Here is a 19,509-nt window from a genome sequence, read left to right as displayed (position 1 = left end):
TATTTATTTGCGGCGATTAACCGAAAAGTCCCAAGAGGGCAATTCGTCTGAACAGGCTGATGTTTCATCGACTTTGGGGTGTTGTGCATCGAGATAGCCTTTTATTTCCGGCAAGGTGATCGTCATGTCCTCAGAAACCTTCTCGACTAACTGCGTAAAGGCGACGGCAACATTTGCGATTACGTCGGGTGTAAACAAGGCGGTGCGGTAATCCAGCCCGCCTTCCATTGCGCCCTGTCTGGTAACCAGCGACAGTTTTATGTCGTGCACGTCCAGCAGAAATTCCGCATCGAGCAAGGTGGCCTTAATGCCTGATAACGTCCATGGCGGGGTCGCTACGTCATGCAAGACGAACCACGAGCGGTAAATCGGCGCCGACTGCGACATTTTTCGCTTCGGTCGCAGCGCGTTGACGATTTGATCGAACGGCAGATCCTGATGCCGGTAGGCATCCAGACAGGTTTGTTTGACGCGCAGGCACAGATCTGCAAAGGCGTCATGGCGTTGGAAGCGAGTGCGGATGGCGAGGCTGTTCACCATAAATCCGATGACGCCGGCGAGTTCGGGACGAGAACGATGGCCTGCCGCCGTTCCCACGACGATGTCGTCTTGTTGACACCACCAATGCAGCAGCAACTGCCAGGCGGTCATATACCCCATGAAAGGCGTGATACCCAGTTTGGCGCAGAGTGCATCGAAGCGTGCAGTGAGCGGCGCGCTTAAATGGAAAGGATGACGCGCGCCGGTAGCGGTCAGATGGTCGGTATCGACAGGCGTCGTCGGCAAAGCCAGCACCGGCAGGTTATCGCCAAGCTGATTGACCCAGTAATCCAATTGAGTGTTGAAGGTCCGGGATGCGCGTTGCGTTTGCTCCCATTGCGCGACGTCAAGGAAATTAAGCCTGTCTGACGATTCGGCTGGCGTCCTCCCTGCGACGAGAGCGTTATATATCTCGCTGATCTCACCCGCCATAATGGCAGTGGACCAGCCATCCCATACGATGTGATGCACGGCGATGATCAGGAGGTGACACTGCGCGGAGAATGCGATGAGGCTGGCTCTGAACATATCGCCGCAACGGGTATCGAACGGGCGCGTCGCCGCGGCAGCAAGTGCGCGCTGCATGTAGCCCTTTCTCTCGTGAGAGGGGATGTCGAACGCCTCTTCCAACTGCAGCTGAAATGAGGTCTCCAGCGACGGGGACATATAAGCGTCAGCCCGATCGTCGAGAATGCGGCATGTCAGCACCGAATGTCTGGCGACAAAGATCCGCAGAGCCTGGGACAAGGCATCCACATTGAGCAAGCCGTTCAGTTCGAAAGGTTCCACCAGGTTGTAGGTGCAGTTTCCCGGATGAAGCTGATCATGGAACCACAGCCGCTGTTGGGCGGAAGAAAGCGGCCAGCGGGACATGGCCGGTACCTTGACGATAGGCGGCAGTTCGTCCTCGGTGCGCTCAGCATCCAGCGCATTCCTGACCGCCTCAGCAATACCCCGTATGTTGGGCGTTTCAAAGGCGGCGCGAAGCGGGAATGCCGGGGTAAATTCTCGGCGAATTTGGGTCACCAAATCGGTGAGACGGCGTGAGTCAATCCCGGATTTAAACAGATCCTGGGTAACGCTCAGCGCCTCGCCACCCAAAATCTTCTGGCCAAGCCGGCAGAGACGATGTTCGATATCGTCCGCCGGAGCGATAAATTCACCGCTATGGCGTGACAGTTGCGGCGTCGGCAGCTGTGAAATATCGACTTTGCCATTGGCTGACAGCGGCAACGTCGGTAGGATCATAATGACGCTTGGCACCATGTAGTCCGGCAGCTGTTCGGCAAAATGGCGATGGAGCTGCATTTCATCGAGCGTGGCGTCTTGCCTCGGGCAAAGATAGGCGAGCAGCAGTGCTGAGCCGTCCTGGCGGTGAAGGCGAACCACACAGCGATCGACTCCCGGGTGTTTACCGGCGGCGCGCTCTATTTCACCGGTTTCAATACGGAATCCATTGATCTTCAGTTGATTGTCTCTGCGCCCCAAAAACTCGATGGTGCCGTCAGGCAACCAGCGTCCCAGATCGCCGGTTTTGTATAATCGCTCGCCGCTTTGCGGGTGGGTGATAAAGCGTGCTGCGGTTTCTGCGGGATTGTTCAGGTAGCCGGCGGCCAGCCCTTTGCCGGCGATATAAAGTTCGCCCGCAACGCCTTCTGGCCGGTGGCGAAGATGGGTGTCCAAAACATAGAAGCGTTGGTTTGCCAAAGCCTTGCCATAAGGAATGCTGGTCATCGTCGGATCGATATCCTGGATGAGGTGGAAAATGGACCAAATGGCGGCTTCGGTGGCGCCGCCAAGACTGACGCTCAGGGCGTTTGGCATTGCGCGGTGGATTTTCTCCGGTAAAGCAACGTTGATCCAATCGCCGCTCATCATGACCAGCCTGATGCTCGTCAGCGTTGCGTTTTGATTAGCGGACAGATGATTGACCAAGAGTTCAACCAAGGCCGGCACCGAGTTCCAGACGGTGACCCGGTATTTCTGCACGCAGGTTTCCCAGTGCGCAGGATCTTTGGCAAGCTCATCTTTCGGCATCACGATGGCCGCGCCGCGCGCCAGTGGCCCGAAAATGTCGTAAACCGACAGATCGAAAGAGAGTGAGGAAAGCGCCAACACGCGGTCGTTCTCGCCGATAGCGAAACGCGAATTGATATCGGTAACGGTGTTAGCGGCGGCGGCATGAGTGACAATGACCCCTTTGGGCTTACCGGTCGTGCCTGAAGTAAAGATAATGTAAGCCGGCGACGCCGCGTCGATCTCGGCATCGCGCCATTCGTCCGTGAATGCGTTCATCGCTTCAGTGATGGGCAGATGCGCGATGGTTGCCGGCCACTCAACGCGCCCGTCGCTGGCGGGCGTCGTCAGTGCGACTCGAATTTCGGCCTCGCTCAAAAGTGCCTGCATGCGCCCCTTCGGTAGCGTCGGGTCGAGTGGAACATAGACGCAACCGGCGCGCAAAATACCCAACACAGCGGCGACTTGTTGCCAGCCTTTTTCTGCGACTACGGCTACGCGTGCACCGGGCTGGAGCGCCTGCTTGGTCAGCGACAGCGCCACATTGGCGGAGATATTCGCCAAATCCGAATAGGTGAGGACGGTTTCCCCCAGGATAGCGGGAGCTGACGGCTTCTTGTTTGCATACGCCAAGAACCCCTGATGCAAGCAACTTTCGTCAATGGCGACGGCCGTACGATTGGCTTCGGCGATGGCGCCGCTGTTGACGCGTTGAGCCAGAGCGTCGCGCCAATGATTTTCATGCCAGATGGCTTCTTCTTTGGGCAAACGCATAAGCAATGCGCGATAGTCCATAAACATCGCGTCAAGCATGTCAGGATCGAAAAGGCCGTCGACCGCATCCCAGTTGATGAGGAGATTGCCTTTTTCTTCGTAAACCTGGCAGTCGAGCCATACGTGTGGCGTTTGCGATATCCCTTCCACCAATTTACCGAGCCGGCTCACAATCGGTTTATCATCGGCGGACGGGAAGATCAGGCTGGTAAAGACATAGGGCATGGTTGGCCGTTCGGCGCTTTTTTCCGCAATGTCTCGCAGCATTTTTACGCCACTGTACTGCAAGGCAGAAAGATCGTCCCAAAGGCGTTTTTGCGTTTTTTTAGCGCGTTGAGTAAAGGTCTCCTCCTGCCGCAGGTCGGCTTCGAACAGCAGAACCGAGGTGAAATCCCCCATCACCTGATCGATTTGTGGATGCACCTCCAGACGATTGAAAGCCGGCAGGTTCAGGCAAAAATGGGGTGTTTCGCTCCAGTTCGCCAATATCTCCGTATAGGCGGTGAGCAATATGGTGGACGGCGTGAGGCCCTGGTGTGCGGCGGCGTCTTTCAGCTTGCGCCAGACGGCGTGGGGTATCGTCGTTTCCCGGCGAAGGAAGCGGCGATGCTCCAGGCTTTGCGGAGCGATTCGCTGCGGCAGGGACGGGGCAGAAGGGAAGGCGTCGGCGCGTTTAAGCCAATAGTCGCGAGCGCGCTGATAGGCGGCGCTGTGTTCCAGGCGCTGTTCGGCCAGCACGTAATCTCTGAACGTGATGGCCACCGGTTCAGGCTGGTAATCGGCGTGGTAATAACGTTCCTCCAGCTCGCGCCAGAATAACGTAATGCTCCAGGCGTCCATAATCAGCAGATCGAAGCTGACGTGCAGCCGTACGGTGCCATCGGGCAATCGCGAGGCGGAAATATCAAACAGCGGCCATTGATCACAGGGCATCAGCTGATGAGATTTCCGCTCCCTGAGCGCCGTTAACTGCGCCACGGCGTCCTTAGGTTTCAACTGACTAAAATCGTTAGTGTCAATGATATATCGGGGGACGTGGGGGAGAACGCGCTGCATGCCGTCGTGCGTCATGACGGCTCTCAGCATATCGTGTTGAGCGATCAAGGCATTGAGTGCCTGTTCTAGACGCGCAAGATCCAGATCGGCGCATTCAAACTCTTCATAGGCATGCGCTGCAACATTGCCCGAGTTATTGCCCGCGTTACGTCCAACCCAATATGCGTGCTGAATATCGGTAAGCGGGAACGGCAAGAATGCCTCGTCCGGACGGATTTCCAAGGCGCTTGCATAAATGCTGGCCAGATCTTCTTCGGGTTGTGCCTCTGCGTCGCGTTGCCCTGCACGGTTCTCCAAAGCGGCGAGCAAGCTTTCCACCGTCGGAAACTCGAGGATGTCACCAGGGCCAAAATGCAACCCCAGCGTACGCGCGCGGTTAGCAATCTGGATGCTGAGAATGGAGTCGCCACCGAGATCGAAGAAATTTTCTTTCGGCTCAATTTGCTCGACTCCCAGCGCTTCGCTCCACAGCAACGTCAGTTTTTCCGCCAGCGTGTTCGCCGGCTTCGCCTGTTCAGGCGCATTTTTGTTGTCGACGGCGCTGATGGCCGGCACCACGTCAGCGGTTTGCGGTTCAGGATCGACCCAGTGACGGGCGCGATCAAAGCGGTAAGTCGGCAGCGGAATTTTGTTGCCCTGCGGTGAGTGGGGTATCGCCTGGCCGTAACACCAGCGCTGCTCCTGGATGCGCAGAAGTGACGCCGGGCCACTCAATCCCGTGTGCTCGGGCGAGAGCAACGGGATGGCGTTGACATCTTTGCGGCCGGCGCCAATAGCGCGTGCAGCCTGGCTCAATGAGGTGCCTGGCCCGCACTCGAACAACAGGAAGGCGTGTTGATCGATAAGCGTTGCCAACCCATCGGCAAAACGCACGGTACCACGTAGATGACGCACCCAATAATCAGGGGTCGTCGCCTCTTCATCAGTGATCCATGTTCCGCTGAGATTGGAGATAAAGCGCTGACGCGGCGGTGTCAGGGTGACCTGAGCCAGCACCTCACCAAAAGCCTGTAAGCAAGGTTCCATCATGGCCGAATGGAAAGCATGGGAGGTTTCAAGGGCTCGGCAGCTGATGCCATCGCGCTCCAATGACCGGCGAAACGCGTCCATATCATGGGCGGGGCCAGAGATGACGGTCAATGCCGGCCGATTGACGGCCGCGATGGAGAGGACGGAGGGTAGCCGAGAGTGCAGGCTTGCCTCATCAGACATGACGGCCAACATCTCGCCGTGATCCATGCTTTGCATCAAGCGACCGCGTGCCGAAACGACCTTGACGGCATCTTCAAGCGTAAAAACGCCGGCGAGGCAGGCTGCGACATATTCGCCGATGCTGTGTCCTATCATGCCTTCGGGGGTCAGGCCGGAAGCCAGCCAATGTTTCGCCAGCGCATATTCGACGGCGAAAATCGCCGGTTGCGAAAGCCAGGTTTGCGCCAGCAATTCGCCAGTGTCCTGCGCCTTGTTGAACAACAGCGAGCGTAAGTCGTGGTCGATAAACGGTTGGAACAGCTGCGCCAGCCGATCGAACTCTTGGGTGAAGATGCCGCCGGTGTGATACAGGTTGGCTCCCATACCCTGATATTGTGTTCCCTGGCCAGGAAACATAAACGCTGTTTTCATCGGCGCGTCGCAGGCTTCTCCGAAGCACGTGGTTTTAGCTCGCTCGGTTTCCAGCTGCGCGAGTGCCTCTTCCACACTGTCGGCCGTTATGGCGGCGCGCACGGGAAACGCTTTCCGACCTGTCGCCAACGAATGGGCGACATCGGCGAGAGATACCTCGGTATGGTTGCGCAAATAATGGGCTAGTCGCTGCATTGTCGCGCGCAAGGCGACCTGGCTTTTGGCCGAGAAGCGTAATGCGCAGGTGGCGGGTTCTGCGGCAGGGGAGACGGCGGAAACCGGGGGTTGCTCCATGACGACATGGACATTAGAGCCGCCGATGCCGAAGGCGCTGACTCCCGCCCTGCGTGGCGAGCCTTCTTCCCAGGGCGTTCCTTTACTCGTCACGGTAAACGGGGTACCGGCGAAATGGATGGCGGGGTTTGGCGTCCGGTAATGCAGCGTAGCGGGAATATAACCGTGATAAAGGCTTAGCGCGGTCTTGATAAATCCGGCAATACCGGCACCGGCGTCAAGATGGCCTATGTTGGATTTGACCGAACCTATCTTACAGCTTGCGGCTGGACAATCGTCGCCAAAAGCGGCCGCCAGCGCGGCGATTTCTATCGGATCGCCCAAGCTGGTGGCCGTGCCATGAGTTTCAACGTATCCGATAGTGTCGGGCGTCACGTTGGCAACGGCGTGCGCCATTTGGATAACGCGGGTTTGGCCTTCGACGCTGGGTGCGGCATATCCCACTTTTTGTGCGCCGTCATTGTTGGTCGCAGAGCCGCGGACGATGGCATAAATATGATCCCGATCGTTGATCGCATCATCCAGACGTTTTAACACCACGATCCCGCCGCCATTCCCGCGCACTGTGCCGCTGGCATGTTCGCTGAACGGTTTGCAATGCCCGTCCTGTGAAAGAATGCTGCCCGGTTCATACCGATAGCCTTCTTCAGCCGGGTATTCCAGCGAGATACCACCGGCCAGGGCGATATCACACTCTCCTGCCAGCAGGGACTGGCTTGCAGTGTGTACGGCCAACAACGAACTGGAACAGGCCGATTGAACGACGATGCTTGGGCCTTTCAAATCCAGTTTGTAGGAGATGCGGTTGGCTGCGTAATCCTTGTCATTGCCAATCAGCAATTGCATTTTGCTGGTGGTGGCGCAAAGCTGCCTATTGTTCGCGAGATTATGCAACCAATACCCGCTGGGACCGCTGCTGACATAGACGCCGACGTTTTGTTGGTGGCATGTGGCGGCATAGCCGGCGTTTTCCAACGCTTCCCACGCGCACTCAAGTAGCAGGCGTTGCTGCGGGTCGGTGATCGCCGCTTCTTTTGGCGACATAGCGAAAAATTTTGCATCGAATTGATCGACATCGGTTAGCAGGTAGCCTGCAGGGACGTGCCAGGAACCGTCCGTGGAGGCTTGCGGCGCAAAATCAGCATGCCAGGTAACGGAATCGATCTCCTGACAGAGATTATTCCAGTAAGCGTCAATGTCTCCTGCTCCGGGAAAACGCCCGGCCATTCCTATGACGGCCAGTTCGATGCCGGTAAATTCATTATCGAGAGTTTTTTCTAATTCAGACATGAGTATGATTCCCCAGGGATGTCGGCGGCATGTGCAGCGATAATGTGGCGAGCACTTTTTTCACGTCTTGCAGCCAAATATCTTTTTGTTCGTCAAATAAGAAATGGCCTGCATTAAATTCGCGCCATTCGACGGTATTGGCGGTAACGTCTATCCAGCCGCGAGTCGCCTGGCGATCGATCACCTGGTCGTGCAAGCCGTGGCAAACGTGTATTGGGCATGTCAACGGGGCTTTACCTGTTGGTGCATAGCCGTCACTCGCCTCCAAATCTGCGCGGATGGTTGACAGAAAAAGCTCATAGAATTCCGGTGTCGCGGCATCCTGTGCGTTGATGCCACCTAGTTTGACCAGGCAATCGATCAGCTTTTCCGCCGACATCTGATGCCAGTTTTGTCGTGTTTTGTGATAGTGGGGAGACCTCTGGCTGGCGATCAATAGCGCGTGAACGCAGGCACCATGCTGTTCCAGCCGCGTTGCCATCTCATAGGCCAGCAGGCCGCCGTAGCTGATGCCTGCCAACACCAGCGGCGTATCGAGATAGGGTTTTATACGAGCGAATACGTCATCGGCCACTTGTTCCAGCGTGGAAAAGGCAGGTTCAATAAAACGTTCTTCTCTGCCGGGAATAACAGGAATAAGAATATTGGCATATTCCTGTAATTCGGCATGCCAGGTACGATATCGGCTGGTGCCACCACCGGCATGAGCAAAGCAAATTAAATTTATGGCCGACGGGCGTGATGCAGACAGCTCACGGATAAAATGATTACCCATGCTAGGTCCTTAATTATTTTATGTAAAAAGGGTATGTAGCTGGCGGGCTTTATTCCCGCCGTGATGCTATTTTCCGATTTTTATTCAGATTTTTTTAGCGTGACAATTGCGGAAATTAACGAGAGCAACGCCAATAAGGCCAGGCTAAAAGTAATAACCAGGGGGGTTCCGCTATTGAACTCGGCAATAAACTGCGTGGCAACGCTCGCGAGAAGCATGCTGATGAACATGCTCAATCCTGCCGCGGTGCCCGCCAGAGGCTTGATCGCACCAATGGCGCCGGCCTGCGCTGCCGGGCTGGTGATACCGTAGAAAATACTGAATACCATCGTTGGGATGACCAGTGCGGGAATCGACCAGATGTTTATCAGGCTTAGCGTCAGAGCGAGCAAGCTGAAAATAAAGCCGATGATGCTGCCCAACAGCAAACGGCGCCGTAGCGACAGACTTTGCGGTAAACGGCTGGCCGACAAGTTACCGATAATGGCGCTGCCAGACACCATCAATAGCAACAAACTGGCGCCAGAGGCGGAAAGTTGGAAGGTCTGCGTCAGCACGATGGGGGCGGCGGCCATAAAGGCCATAAAGGCCGACTGAGCGAAACCAAATTGAAAGGCGTTGCCGAGAAAGGTGGCGTTTTTCGCCAACTGCCCATAGTCATGGAACAGATTGCTTTTGCCTGCTTCTACGCCAGTTTGCGCTTTGCGGGTTTCGGAGAGACTGAACAAGATGATAACAAACACGATGGCTGCAATAGCGCCGATCAGAATGAAATTTGAACGCCAACCAAAGTTATCCGTTAATAAACCACCCAATGGCACGCCCAGTAGCGGCGATATCATCATAGAAGCGACCAGTTTCGACATGACATTTGCCGCCTTTTCGCTGTGATAGATATCCATGACGATAATTCGCGCCGCAATAACGCCGGCCGCCCCGCCCGCCGGTTGAATAATACGGCCCAAAATTACGGCTTCAATGGACTGCGCCGATAAACAAATGAAACTACCAATAATCAGGATCGCCATGCCTAACAGTAATATGGTTCTGCGTCCCAGTCGATCAGCCAATCTTCCATATACCAGACAAGCAAGGGCAAAACTGATCATCGATAGAGAGACTGTCAGGTTGGCGGTCGCAGGTGTTGTTTCAAAGTATTTAACCAGGCTAGGCACTGAAGGCAGGAAAATTTGGAATGAGGTTGGTCCCAAACCTGACAATAGAATGAGAATGAATTGCAATAGGGCGTGATTGACGTGCGTTTGCTCGCTGGCGTTATCAGAGGACATTTGTCTTCCGTTCATTGCTTCTTCCTGTATTGAGTGTAAGAGACAGCTAAATACCCTCGACATACCGCAATGGGCATTCACCGCAAAAAAACAAATTATTCGCATTCATTTAATTACCTTGCTAATCATTTGTGCCTGTGGTTGGCAAGGTGATTGGGTTTTTTGTTGTTTTTAAAAGACTTTTATCATCACGATGCTGCTGGTAGGGATTGTGATGTTATGTAAAGTTAAGTCCTTTTTTGTTAATCAAAGGTAATCATACGCAAATATTATTTATCTATAAGCTATATCCAAGTCAATCAGTAAGGTTAATTTATTTTAATGATTTTCCTGCTCCTGTAAGCCGAGTGTCGCTGCAGGCCTTGATAAGGCTGCAATCAGGCAGTCGTTGAGTATTCCTTGATTTTTTAATAATGAGTGGGAGGTCACAGAATAAAAATGATAAAAAACAGAACTATTTTTATAGCTTATGAAAATAGAAAAAATTGATATTTTGGTTTTTTGTATTGTTAATTTCGCAGGATTTTGGTTTTAAAAACTGCCTTGTTGTTGCTATTTGGCGATTTTAATCGACAAAGATAATGGGGTTTCTCTCCCTAGGCCTTCCTGTCGTCCATGTTTCAGAGTACGAAAGAAAAATGACGCTCTGATAGGGCGGAATCTGGATCGCGAATGGGGTGATTAACACTTAATGTGATTATTGCATTTGTTAATTATTTGCGCTGATGTTTAATGCTGTTTTTTGTGCAAGGATGAATGATTGAACAACGAATTCAGTAAATGTTTGCATGGGATGACGAGGGCTTAGTGACATCTTCATATTCAAACGGGTTTATGGGGGGACGTCGCTCTCGGCTATATGGCCGTGGATGAGTTTATCGGTTGTTTCATCTCCCCATTCGGCGTTACATCTGGCCGAGCAAACTTACGCGGGGATGACAGTTCTATACATTGGGATTGGTACTGTAGCTCTACCCGATGATGTTGTGTGTTATCCATTCCCTGTAGTGTATTACCCCATCCCTGTTAAGTTTATCCCGCCTTGTGCGGGATTTTTTTTATCTGCGCATACCCGGCGGCGCGTAGCGCGATTTTTTTGAATAACACCGTCAGTTTTATTCAGTATTCAGCCGTTGCGCGCTTGATTAGATTGAACGCGAGATGGGCGTCGTCGGCGCCTTTGTGCAATGAGTGGAGAATTTCTATGGCGAAGACAGTAGTGGTGTTTCATTCCGGCTACGGCCATACCGAGCGTTTGGCGAAAGTGGTGGCGGAAGGCGCTGGGGCCGAACTGATCGCTATCGATCAGGAAGGCGATATCAGCGATGAAGCGTGGCAGAAGCTGGATGAGGCGGACGCCATCATCTTTGGCTCACCGACCTATATGGGCGGCCCGTCCTGGCAGTTCAAGAAATTCGCCGACGCCAGCTCCAAAGCCTGGTTCGGCCGCAAGTGGCAGGACAAAGTGTTCGGCGGCTTTACCAACAGCGCCAGCCTGAACGGCGACAAACAGGTCACGCTGATTGCGCTGCAAACGCTGGCTTCGCAACATGGCGGCCTGTGGGTCAGCTTGGGGCTGCTGCCGGCCAACACCAAATCGGCGCAGCGTACCGATGTCAACAACCTGGGCGGTTCGGTGGGGCTGTTGGTACAGACGCCGTCGGATGCCGGCGTGGACGAGATGCTGTCGGGCGATCTGGCGACCGCCAAGCTCTATGGCCAGCGCGTGGCGGGCTTTGCCGCCAAACTGGCGTAAGGCCTTGCCGCGTGCAGCGTTCATTTTCTCTGCACATTTGGCGTGTAAGCTGCGAAATGTTATTAGCCTGCTTGGGCTAACGCTGCATTTCGTACAAATATTCCCGGTTCCTAGGCCGGGTTTTTTGTTGCTAAGGTCTGCTTAAGCTTTCGCCGCTACACTGCATGGCAGCACAGGCATGCAATGAATGGCTGTGTCGTAACTGTCGATTTGCTGTTGTTCAAGCAAGCCCGCTTTAGGCGGGCTTTTTTTGGGTTGTTATTGCACGGGTGGCCCAGTTGCAGGAAAATAATCGCGTAGTTATTCAAATATCATTCAACGAGCAATAACCACAATTTTATTAATGTAATTAACGTCGGTCGGCGGCCTATTACGCTTTGCGCTATGCTGTCAGCAGAGCTGAGCATTATTTTCCGACGGTATGCGGGGGAGTCCGCCGCCGCCACATTAGGTTAAGAAAAGTCTGTTAATTAATTGTTAATGCTTTTTATTATTGATTTGTCTGGCTTTTTTGGTTGAAATCCGGGTTGATTATCCCTCACTGGCCGGGCGAGAGAGTATGCACATTATTATTCTGGTTATTAGCAAAATATGGGCGAGGCGATGAACGCCAGAATAAACGCCAGGCATGGCCTGCCGCTTACGGTTCAGCTCATCAATCTTTTCATGCTGGCCTTTTTACTTTCCCTGGTGGGCATTCTTAGCCGGCCGATTGGCTCGCTTTCTTTATTTTGGCCGGTGAATGCGATTCTGCTCGGCCTGCTGCTGCGCAAACCCGCTTACGCCACGCCACTCGGCTGGCTCACGACCTACCTGGGCATGGTTGCCGCCGATCTCAGCACCGGCGAGGGCTGGTCTTTGGCGCTGTGGCTTAACGCCTGCAACATGTCGCTGATCGTCGTCGGTTACGGCATCATGCTGATGCTGCCGCAATCTCAACGGCGCATGGGTAAACCCCAGGCGATACTCTATATGTTCAGCGCCAGCCTGGCCGGTGCGGCGGTGGCGTCGACGCTGTCCGTGCTGCGCAACGATAGCCTGTACAACAACACGGTGGTGGTCGCCTGGCTGGCCTGGTTCAGCGAACAGTTTTCGACGACCCTGCTGCTGTTGCCGGTGCTGATGGCGGCGCCGCGGTTGAAACAGCTGTTACGCATGCAGGTGCGTTGGCGCTTGAAAGGCTGCCTGCCGCTGCTGGCGCTGCTGCTGTCGCTGGCGTTCAGCGTCTATATCGGCGGGCCGGGCGCGATCGCCTTCCCGATCCCGGCGCTGCTGTGGTGCGCGGTGCGCTACCAGCTGTTCCCCGTGACGTTGCTGACGTTGTTGACCGGTATGTCCGAGATCAGCAGCATCTCCGCCAACCTGGTGCTGTATGAAACGCCGAACAACCATAATGCCTTCCTCGACACGCTGATGTCCGCCCGATTGGGTATCGCCATGCTGGTGATGGGGCCGCTGATCCTCGCCAGTTCCATCGCGGCCAACCGTAAGCTTATGCGGCGTCTGGAGCACAGTGCCAACCACGATTTCCTGACCGGCGTGCTGGCGCGCAGCGCGATGACGCGCAAAGCGGGCGAGCTGTTGGAGCACAAGCACCGTTCCAAAGAAGCGGTGTCGTTACTGCTGATCGATATCGATCATTTCAAGCAGATCAACGATACGCACGGCCACAGCGCCGGCGATCAGGTGCTGGCGTCGTTCGCGCATATCGTGCGGCGCGAGCTGCGGCACGATCAGCTATTCGGCCGCTTGGGCGGGGAAGAGTTCGCCATCATGCTGCCGCGCGCGTTGGCGGCGCAGGGCGTGGCGCTGGGGGAGCATCTGCGCCGGCTGGTAGAGCAGACGGAGCTGCAGGCTGAAGGCAAGCAGACGTTGAAAATCACCATCAGCGTCGGCGTCGCCAGTTTGGCGATGAACGAGGTGAAATCGCTGGAGCAGTTGATGAACATGGCGGATATCGCGCTGTATCGCGCCAAATCGCAGGGGCGTAATCGGGTGGAGTCGTTCAACGTGGTGAACGGCAACAGCGTCGAGCATATCCTGTTCCGCTAACCGTTTTCAGCCTTGCCTGGGCTCGAAGCGGGTTTCGCAATTAGGGCAAATCAATATCACGTCTTGCAGCATTGCCGCGCATTTTTGCCGGGTAACATAGCCGCATTTAGGGCAGACGATTTGGGTGGAGCGGTTGATAAAACCTTTGACGCTGCTGGAATCGGACATATCAATAGCCTGTGTCAGGTGAAAACTCACGCTAACACAGGCGACGACACATTTCGTTGGTTATTTTCTGTACGCAGAGGCTTGCAGGCTTTTCAGCGCCTTGATGGTCTCATCCATGTCGATCTCGTGCTCGGAGAAGGTATGGGTGGTGTTCTGGAAGGTGGTGATGGTCAGCATGCGCAGCGTTTGCATGGCCTGCGCCTGGTCTTCGGACTGCGGGCGAATGCGGTTCATCAGCAGGCCGACTGACAGCACGGTGTTCTCTTTATCCACGTCGGCTTTGACCGGCACTTCCTTGGTGAAGGTATTGAAAGACTTGATGCTGGTGATCTTGATTCTTTCATTGGCGATGATGATGTATTTGCTGGGCGCCAACACTTTGACCGCATAAGCCGACGGGCCTTTGGTGTTGTTGGTCGGTTCGAAGGTCACCGCCGCGTTTTTCTTAATCAGCTCCGGGTTTTGCACTTTAATCACGTGAAAATAACGATTTTCTCCGTTCTCGTCGGTAATAAAGCCGAAGCCTTTGTCTTCAAAAAAAGTCGTTATCTTGCCGTTCATCGCTATTCTCACAAAAAGGTTCAATACAGCGCTTATGATAGCGCGGAATGCCTTGCAGCGACAGATTGCGCGGGCGGCATTTAGTCATGCGATAACGGCATTTAGCGGCTTCCCGGCGACATGCTATGTTCATGCTGACTTTATTCAATGCGCAAAAAGGAATAGCGATGGGCATCAAACGTCTCAATCACGCCGTGCTGTACGTCAGTGACGTGCGGCAGAGCGCCGACTTTTATCATCAGGTATTGGGCTTCAAGCTGAAGCCGTCCGACAGCCCCGATCGGGCGGTATTTACCCAGGCCGCCGACTCGGACAACGATCACGATTTGGCGTTGTTCAGCAAGAACCTGGGCCAGCAGCGCGCCGGGGTGTTTCGCGCCAACGGCGAGCCGTCGGCGGAGCATGAGCCGCCGGCCGGGCTGTACCATCTGGCCTGGGAAGTGGACAGCCTGGAAGAGCTGGAGCGCATTCGCCATCAGCTGGTCGAACGCGGCATTCTCGGGTTGGAAGAGGATCACGGCGTGCACAAAAGCATTTATGGTCACGATCCGGACGGGCTGCTGTTCGAGGTGACCTGGTTTATTCCCCCGGCGTTGCTGACCGAAGAGGACAAAAACCAGCAGGGGATCCGCCCGCTGGATTTCGCCGCCGAAAAGCGGCGTTTCGCCGGCCTCTAACCTGCTCCTGCGCGGGGCGCATCGGCGCCCCGCGACGCTCACAGCACTTTGTTGAGGAAGTTGACGGTGCGCGGGTGCTGCGGCTGAGCCAGCACCTGTCTGGCATCGCCCTGCTCGACGATCTGCCCGTCGACCATAAACACCACCCGATCCGCCGCTTCGCGCGCAAAGCCGATTTCATGCGTCACCACTACCAGCGTGACGCCCAGATCCGCCAACCCTTTAATCACGTCCAGCACTTCGCCGACCAGCTCGGGATCGAGCGCGGAGGTCGGCTCATCGAACAGGATCACCTTCGGGTTCAGCGCCAGCGCGCGCGCGATGGCGATGCGCTGCTGTTGGCCGCCGGAGAGGTGGCGCGGGTAGGCGTCCGCCTTGTGGCGCAGCCCGACCGTATCCAGCAGCTCATAGGCTACCGCTTTCGCCCGTTCGCGGGAGTGGATCTTGTGCACCACCGGCGCTTCGATGATGTTTTCCAGCACCGTCAGATGCGGGAACAGGTTGAAGTTTTGGAACACGTAGCCGACGTTGATGCGCTGCCGGAGAATGGCCTTTTCCTTCAGCTCGTACAGCCGGTTGCCCTTGCGGCGGTAGCCGACGTAGTCGCCGTCAATGCGGATAAAGCCCTCGTCGACGCGCTCCAGATGGTTGATCGCCCGCAGCAGCGTCGATTTTCCGGAGCCGGAAGGCCCGAGGATCACGGTCACGGTGCCCGGCTGCAGCGTCAGGCTGACGTCGTCCAACGCCTTGTGTTTGCCGAAGAATTTGCTGACGTTGCTGATTTCGATCAGACCGCGCGCCGGCACCGGGGTGAGGTTGCGTGCCGGCTGTTCGGGCAAGGCGTAATAATCAATGGCTTCAGACATGCGGGTCTCCTAACGTTTTAGCCAGCCGGCCAGTTTCTGCCAGGGCGTCGGCGGCAGTTCGCGCACCGCGCCCCGGGCGAAATAGCGTTCGATGTAGTATTGGATCACCGACAGGGCGGTGGTGATGAACAGATACCAGACGGTGGCCACCATCAGCAGCGGTATCACCTGCTGGGTGCGGTTATAGATCACCTGGATGGTGTAAAACAGCTCCGGCAGCGCCAGCACATAAACGATTGAGGTGCCTTTCGCCAGACTGATGATCTCGTTGAATCCGGTCGGAATAATGGATCGCAGCGCCTGCGGCAGAATGATGCGGAAGGTGCGGCGATAGCCCGGCAGGCCCAGCGCCGCCGCTGCTTCGTGCTGGCCGTAATCCACGCCCAGGATGCCGCCGCGGATGATCTCGGCGGTATAGGCGGACTGCACCAGCGTCAGGCCCAGCACCGCCACGGCGAACTGGCCGAGGATATCGATGGTCGGGTAGCTGGCGAACACCACCGAGGTAAAGGGAATGCCCAGCGAGATGGCATCGTACAGATAGGAAAAGTTATACAGGATGATCAGCACCAGGATCAGCGGCAGCGAGCGAAACAGCCAGATATACCCCCAGGCCAGCGACGCCAGCAGGTAAGAGCGCGACAGCCGCGCCAGCGCCAGCAGGGTGCCGAACAGGATGCTGAACAGCGTGCCGAGCAGCGTCAGCAGTAGGGTCTGTCCCAGCCCCGCCAGCACCGCCGGGGCGAAGAACCACTCGGCGAACACGCCCCATTCCCAGCGCGCGTTGCCCGCCACCGATTGCACGATGGCGGCCAGAATAAACAGCGAAAACAGCGCGCCGATCAGCCGCAGCGGATAGCGGGCGGGCACCACTTTCAAGACTTCTTGTTTGGACATGTCATGTCTCCTGATACAGATAAAGGGGCCTTAGGCGATTTTCCTTTCCGACGCGCAACAACAGGCGTCTTCTGCAATCAGGCTTTTGCGGAACGGCAGGCGGCCATCGTAGGGCGGGCGGCTGTAAACCTCGCTGTCGACGGTGGGATCGAACTGCGGCTGATAACCGTTGCTCAGGTACAGGCCCACCGCTTCGGGCTGGCGAAAGCCGGTGGTCAGATAGAGCCGGCGATAACCCTGCGCCAGCGCCAGCGTTTCCAATTGCTGCAACACCCGTTGCGCCAGGCCCTGGCGGCGCAGATCGCCCCGCGTCCAGATACGCTTCAGCTCGGCGGTTTGCCCGTCATAGCGCTTGAAGGCGCCCATGGCGATCGGCGCACCGGCGCGCAGCAGCACGATGAAGGCGCCCTGAGGCGGCGCGTACAGGTCCAGCGGTTCCGGTTCCTGGTCACCAAAATAGTCGCCGTAGCGCTGACGATATTCGCCGAACAGCCCCTCGATCACCGGGGCGACCAGCGGATCGGTCGGCAGCGTCTGAATGAAAGTGTCTTGCGTCATCGCGCGCTCCTAATCGCCCAGACCGGGCGGGTTGATTTCCGACTGCGCAAGGCGTTCGACGCTCTCGCCCCAGCGGTTGAGCACCTGATCGTACTGTCCGCCGCGGATCGCGCCGTTCAGCGCTTCATTCACCGCCTGCACCAACCCGTTGCCTTTACGGGTGGTGACGGCGATGTGCGCCGCCTTGGGCCAACCGCCTTCCACCGTGCCCGCCAGCCGGGTACGGCCATTCAGCGCCGCTTTATAGGCGCCCAGCACGTTGGGCCCGAAATAGGCGTCGGCCCGGCCGGACTGGATCGCCAGCGTGGCGGCCGCATCGTCGGTCACGTAGATCGGCTGGAAGGGTTTGAGCCCCTGCTGCCGATTCTGCTTGTCCCATGCCAGCAAGATGGCTTCCTGGTTGGTGCCAGAGCCGACGATGATCTTTAATCCGGCGATATCGGCAGGCTGTTTGATCGTCGCGATCTTGCCGCCGGTTTTGACATAAAAGCCGAGCGAGTCAATGCGATAGGTGGCGAAGTCGAAGCGGGTTTTGCGCTCTTTGGTGACGGTGACGTTGGTGATGGCCGCGTCATACTTGCCGGAAACCACCCCCAGCGGCCAGTCTTCCCACGAGGTTTGCACCACGTGCAGTTCCAGGCCCAGGCTGTCGGCCACCAACTGCGCGATATCCACTTCGCTGCCGATAAGCCGCCGGTTGTCGGCGGCGAACAGCGCCAGCGGCGGCGTGTTGAGCGCGGCGATCGCGACGGTGAACCGGCCCGGCTTCACGAAGCGGAAATCGGCCGGCAGCTTGGCGATCGCCTGCGGGTTTTTCGGCGCATGGATAGGGGTTTCATTGGCCTGCAAATCGATGCCGGTGCCCGCCTGCGCGGCGCCGGTCAGGCTCAGCAAGGCCGCCACGAGAGCGGCGGTAACGGTTTTCTGCATAGCGGGTATCCCTGAAAACGATCTTATTATTGGGTGAATCTGTTCAACGGACGCTTCAGGCCCAGGTGCTCGCGCAGCGTATCGCCGTGGTACGCCTGGCGGAACAGGCCGCGCCGTTGCAGGACGGGCACCACCCGATCGACGAAGTGCCCGAAGGCGTTGGGCGTACCGCCGCTGATGATGAAGCCGTCGGCGGCTTCGCCGTCGAACCAGCGTTGCAGGCCGTCCGCCACCGCTTCCGGCGTGCCGCTGAACACCGGGCGCGGCGAGGCGGCCTCCAGCGCCACCTGGCGCAGCGTGAGGTTACGCTCGCGGGCGTTGCGCTTGATGGCGTCGGTGGTGCTGCGGAAGCTGTTTTGCCCCAGATCGCCGATGTCCGGGAAGGGCGCGTCCAACGGATGGCGTGAAAAGTCGTAATGTTCGAAGTAGCGGCCAAGGTAGTTGAGGGCGTTCTCGATGCTGACCAGACGGGCCGTCTCTTGGTACTGGCGCTCGACGTCCGCATCGTCGTCGCCGACGATCACGCTGACGCCCTGGAAGATGCGCAGGTCGTCCGGTTCGCGCCCCTGTTCCACCAGCTGCCGCTTCACGTCCTGGTAGAAATCCTGCGCCTGCTCCAGCGTGTCGTGATGGGTGAAGATCGCATCGGCGTGCTTGGCCGCCAGCCGTTTGCCGTCTTCGGAGGCGCCGGCCTGGAACAGGATCGGGCGGCCCTGCGGCGTGCGGCCGATGTTCAACGGCCCCTGCACCGAGAAGAACTCCCCCTGATGATTGAGGGTGTGCAGTTTCCCGGCGCGGAAAAATTCGCCGCTGGCCTTATTGCGCACGAAGGCATCGTCTTCCCAGGAGTCCCACAGTCCTTTGGCGACGTCGAGAAACTCGCCGGCGATGCGGTAACGCAGGCTGTGCTCCGGGTGCTCGGCGCGCGAGAAGTTTTTGGCCGAACCTTCCAGCGGCGACGTCACCACGTTCCAGCCCGCGCGGCCGTTGCTCAGGTGATCGAGGCTGGCGAACTGGCGGGCGACGGTGAACGGATCGCTGTAGGACGTGGAGAGCGTGCCCACCAGGCCAATTTTGTCGGTGGCGGCGGACAGCGCGGCCAATAAGGTCAACGGCTCGAAACGGTTAAGAAAATGCGGAATGGACTTTTCGTTGATATATAAGCCATCGGCGACGAAGACGAAATCGAATTTCCCTTGTTCGGCTTTTTTCGCCGAGGCGATATTAAATTCGAGGTTGATGCTGGCGTCGGCGGTGGCGTCCGGGTGGCGCCAGGCGGACATATTTCCCGAGGCGCCGTGCAGAATGGCGCCCAGCCGTAATTGCCGTTGATTATTCGCGTTGTCGCTCATCGTGATTATCCTGTCATGCGCCGAAAGGCGCGCGG

At 56.7% G+C, this 19,509-nt stretch carries 13 protein-coding genes; 3 read left to right on the top strand and 10 right to left on the bottom strand.

Going from position 1 to position 19,509, the window contains the following annotated elements; all coding sequences use genetic code 11:
• Positions 1-3: 3 nt before the first annotated feature.
• The 3 genes from ITX55_RS09375 to ITX55_RS09365 form a co-directional block, all read right to left on the bottom strand.
• Entirely contained in the window at positions 4-7,593 is a 7,590-nt protein-coding gene (locus ITX55_RS09375; protein WP_223085011.1) for a non-ribosomal peptide synthetase/type I polyketide synthase, read from the bottom strand.
• Complete coding sequence (locus ITX55_RS09370; protein WP_071883536.1) at positions 7,586-8,368, bottom strand: thioesterase II family protein; 783 nt, start codon at positions 8,366-8,368, stop codon at positions 7,586-7,588. The genes ITX55_RS09375 and ITX55_RS09370 overlap by 8 nt, the downstream gene beginning before the upstream one ends.
• Before the next feature lie 80 nt (positions 8,369-8,448).
• Positions 8,449-9,672, bottom strand: a complete 1,224-nt coding sequence (locus tag ITX55_RS09365) for an MFS transporter (RefSeq protein WP_159085269.1) — start codon at positions 9,670-9,672, stop codon at positions 8,449-8,451.
• Between the two features lie 1,189 nt (positions 9,673-10,861).
• On the opposite strand from ITX55_RS09365, the gene ITX55_RS09360 reads away from it, so the two are divergent.
• A complete protein-coding gene (locus ITX55_RS09360) occupies positions 10,862-11,413 on the top strand; it encodes a flavodoxin family protein (protein ID WP_033642149.1) in 552 nt (183 codons plus the stop codon).
• 603 nt (positions 11,414-12,016) lie between these two features.
• Positions 12,017-13,465, top strand: a complete 1,449-nt coding sequence (locus tag ITX55_RS09355; protein ID WP_033644213.1) for a GGDEF domain-containing protein — start codon at positions 12,017-12,019, stop codon at positions 13,463-13,465.
• 6 nt (positions 13,466-13,471) lie between these two features.
• On the opposite strand, the gene ITX55_RS09350 is transcribed toward ITX55_RS09355, so the two are convergent.
• Together ITX55_RS09350 and ITX55_RS09345 are read right to left on the bottom strand one after the other, a co-directional pair.
• Positions 13,472-13,633 carry a YnfU family zinc-binding protein gene (locus tag ITX55_RS09350; RefSeq protein ID WP_015376921.1) on the bottom strand — a complete coding sequence of 54 codons (162 nt, stop codon included), beginning with the start codon at positions 13,631-13,633 and terminating at the stop codon, positions 13,472-13,474.
• Positions 13,634-13,693: 60 nt separating this feature from the next.
• A complete protein-coding gene (locus tag ITX55_RS09345; RefSeq protein ID WP_108680270.1) occupies positions 13,694-14,194 on the bottom strand; it encodes a cold-shock protein in 501 nt (166 codons plus the stop codon).
• Positions 14,195-14,361: 167 nt separating this feature from the next.
• Between ITX55_RS09345 and ITX55_RS09340 the strand changes: the two genes are divergently transcribed.
• Positions 14,362-14,871, top strand: a complete 510-nt coding sequence (locus tag ITX55_RS09340; protein WP_089196711.1) for a VOC family protein — start codon at positions 14,362-14,364, stop codon at positions 14,869-14,871.
• A gap of 38 nt (positions 14,872-14,909) precedes the next feature.
• Here ITX55_RS09340 and ITX55_RS09335 read toward each other — a convergent pair whose 3' ends face one another.
• Genes ITX55_RS09335 through ITX55_RS09315 form a run of 5 tightly spaced genes read right to left on the bottom strand, consistent with a single transcriptional unit; the run spans position 14,910 to position 19,474 of the window.
• A complete protein-coding gene (locus ITX55_RS09335) occupies positions 14,910-15,737 on the bottom strand; it encodes an amino acid ABC transporter ATP-binding protein (protein WP_015376924.1) in 828 nt (275 codons plus the stop codon).
• Between the two features lie 9 nt (positions 15,738-15,746).
• A complete protein-coding gene (locus ITX55_RS09330; protein WP_004940038.1) occupies positions 15,747-16,634 on the bottom strand; it encodes an amino acid ABC transporter permease in 888 nt (295 codons plus the stop codon).
• Between the two features lie 30 nt (positions 16,635-16,664).
• Entirely contained in the window at positions 16,665-17,192 is a 528-nt protein-coding gene (locus tag ITX55_RS09325) for a GNAT family N-acetyltransferase (protein WP_096241998.1), read from the bottom strand.
• A 9-nt stretch (positions 17,193-17,201) separates the two neighbouring features.
• Positions 17,202-18,122: an ABC transporter substrate-binding protein gene (locus tag ITX55_RS09320; RefSeq protein ID WP_108680271.1), complete on the bottom strand. Its 921-nt coding sequence runs from the start codon at positions 18,120-18,122 to the stop codon at positions 17,202-17,204.
• Between the two features lie 26 nt (positions 18,123-18,148).
• Positions 18,149-19,474, bottom strand: coding sequence for an LLM class flavin-dependent oxidoreductase (locus ITX55_RS09315; RefSeq protein WP_042783837.1), 1,326 nt, complete (start codon positions 19,472-19,474; stop codon positions 18,149-18,151).
• Positions 19,475-19,509 lie beyond the last annotated feature (35 nt).

Origin of the sequence: Serratia sp. EWG9 (assembly GCF_019913725.1) — a bacterium.
Taxonomy (GTDB): domain Bacteria; phylum Pseudomonadota; class Gammaproteobacteria; order Enterobacterales; family Enterobacteriaceae; genus Serratia; species Serratia ureilytica.
Note: the sequence above shows the minus strand (reverse complement) of the source record. Positions and strands in the feature narration are given on the sequence as shown.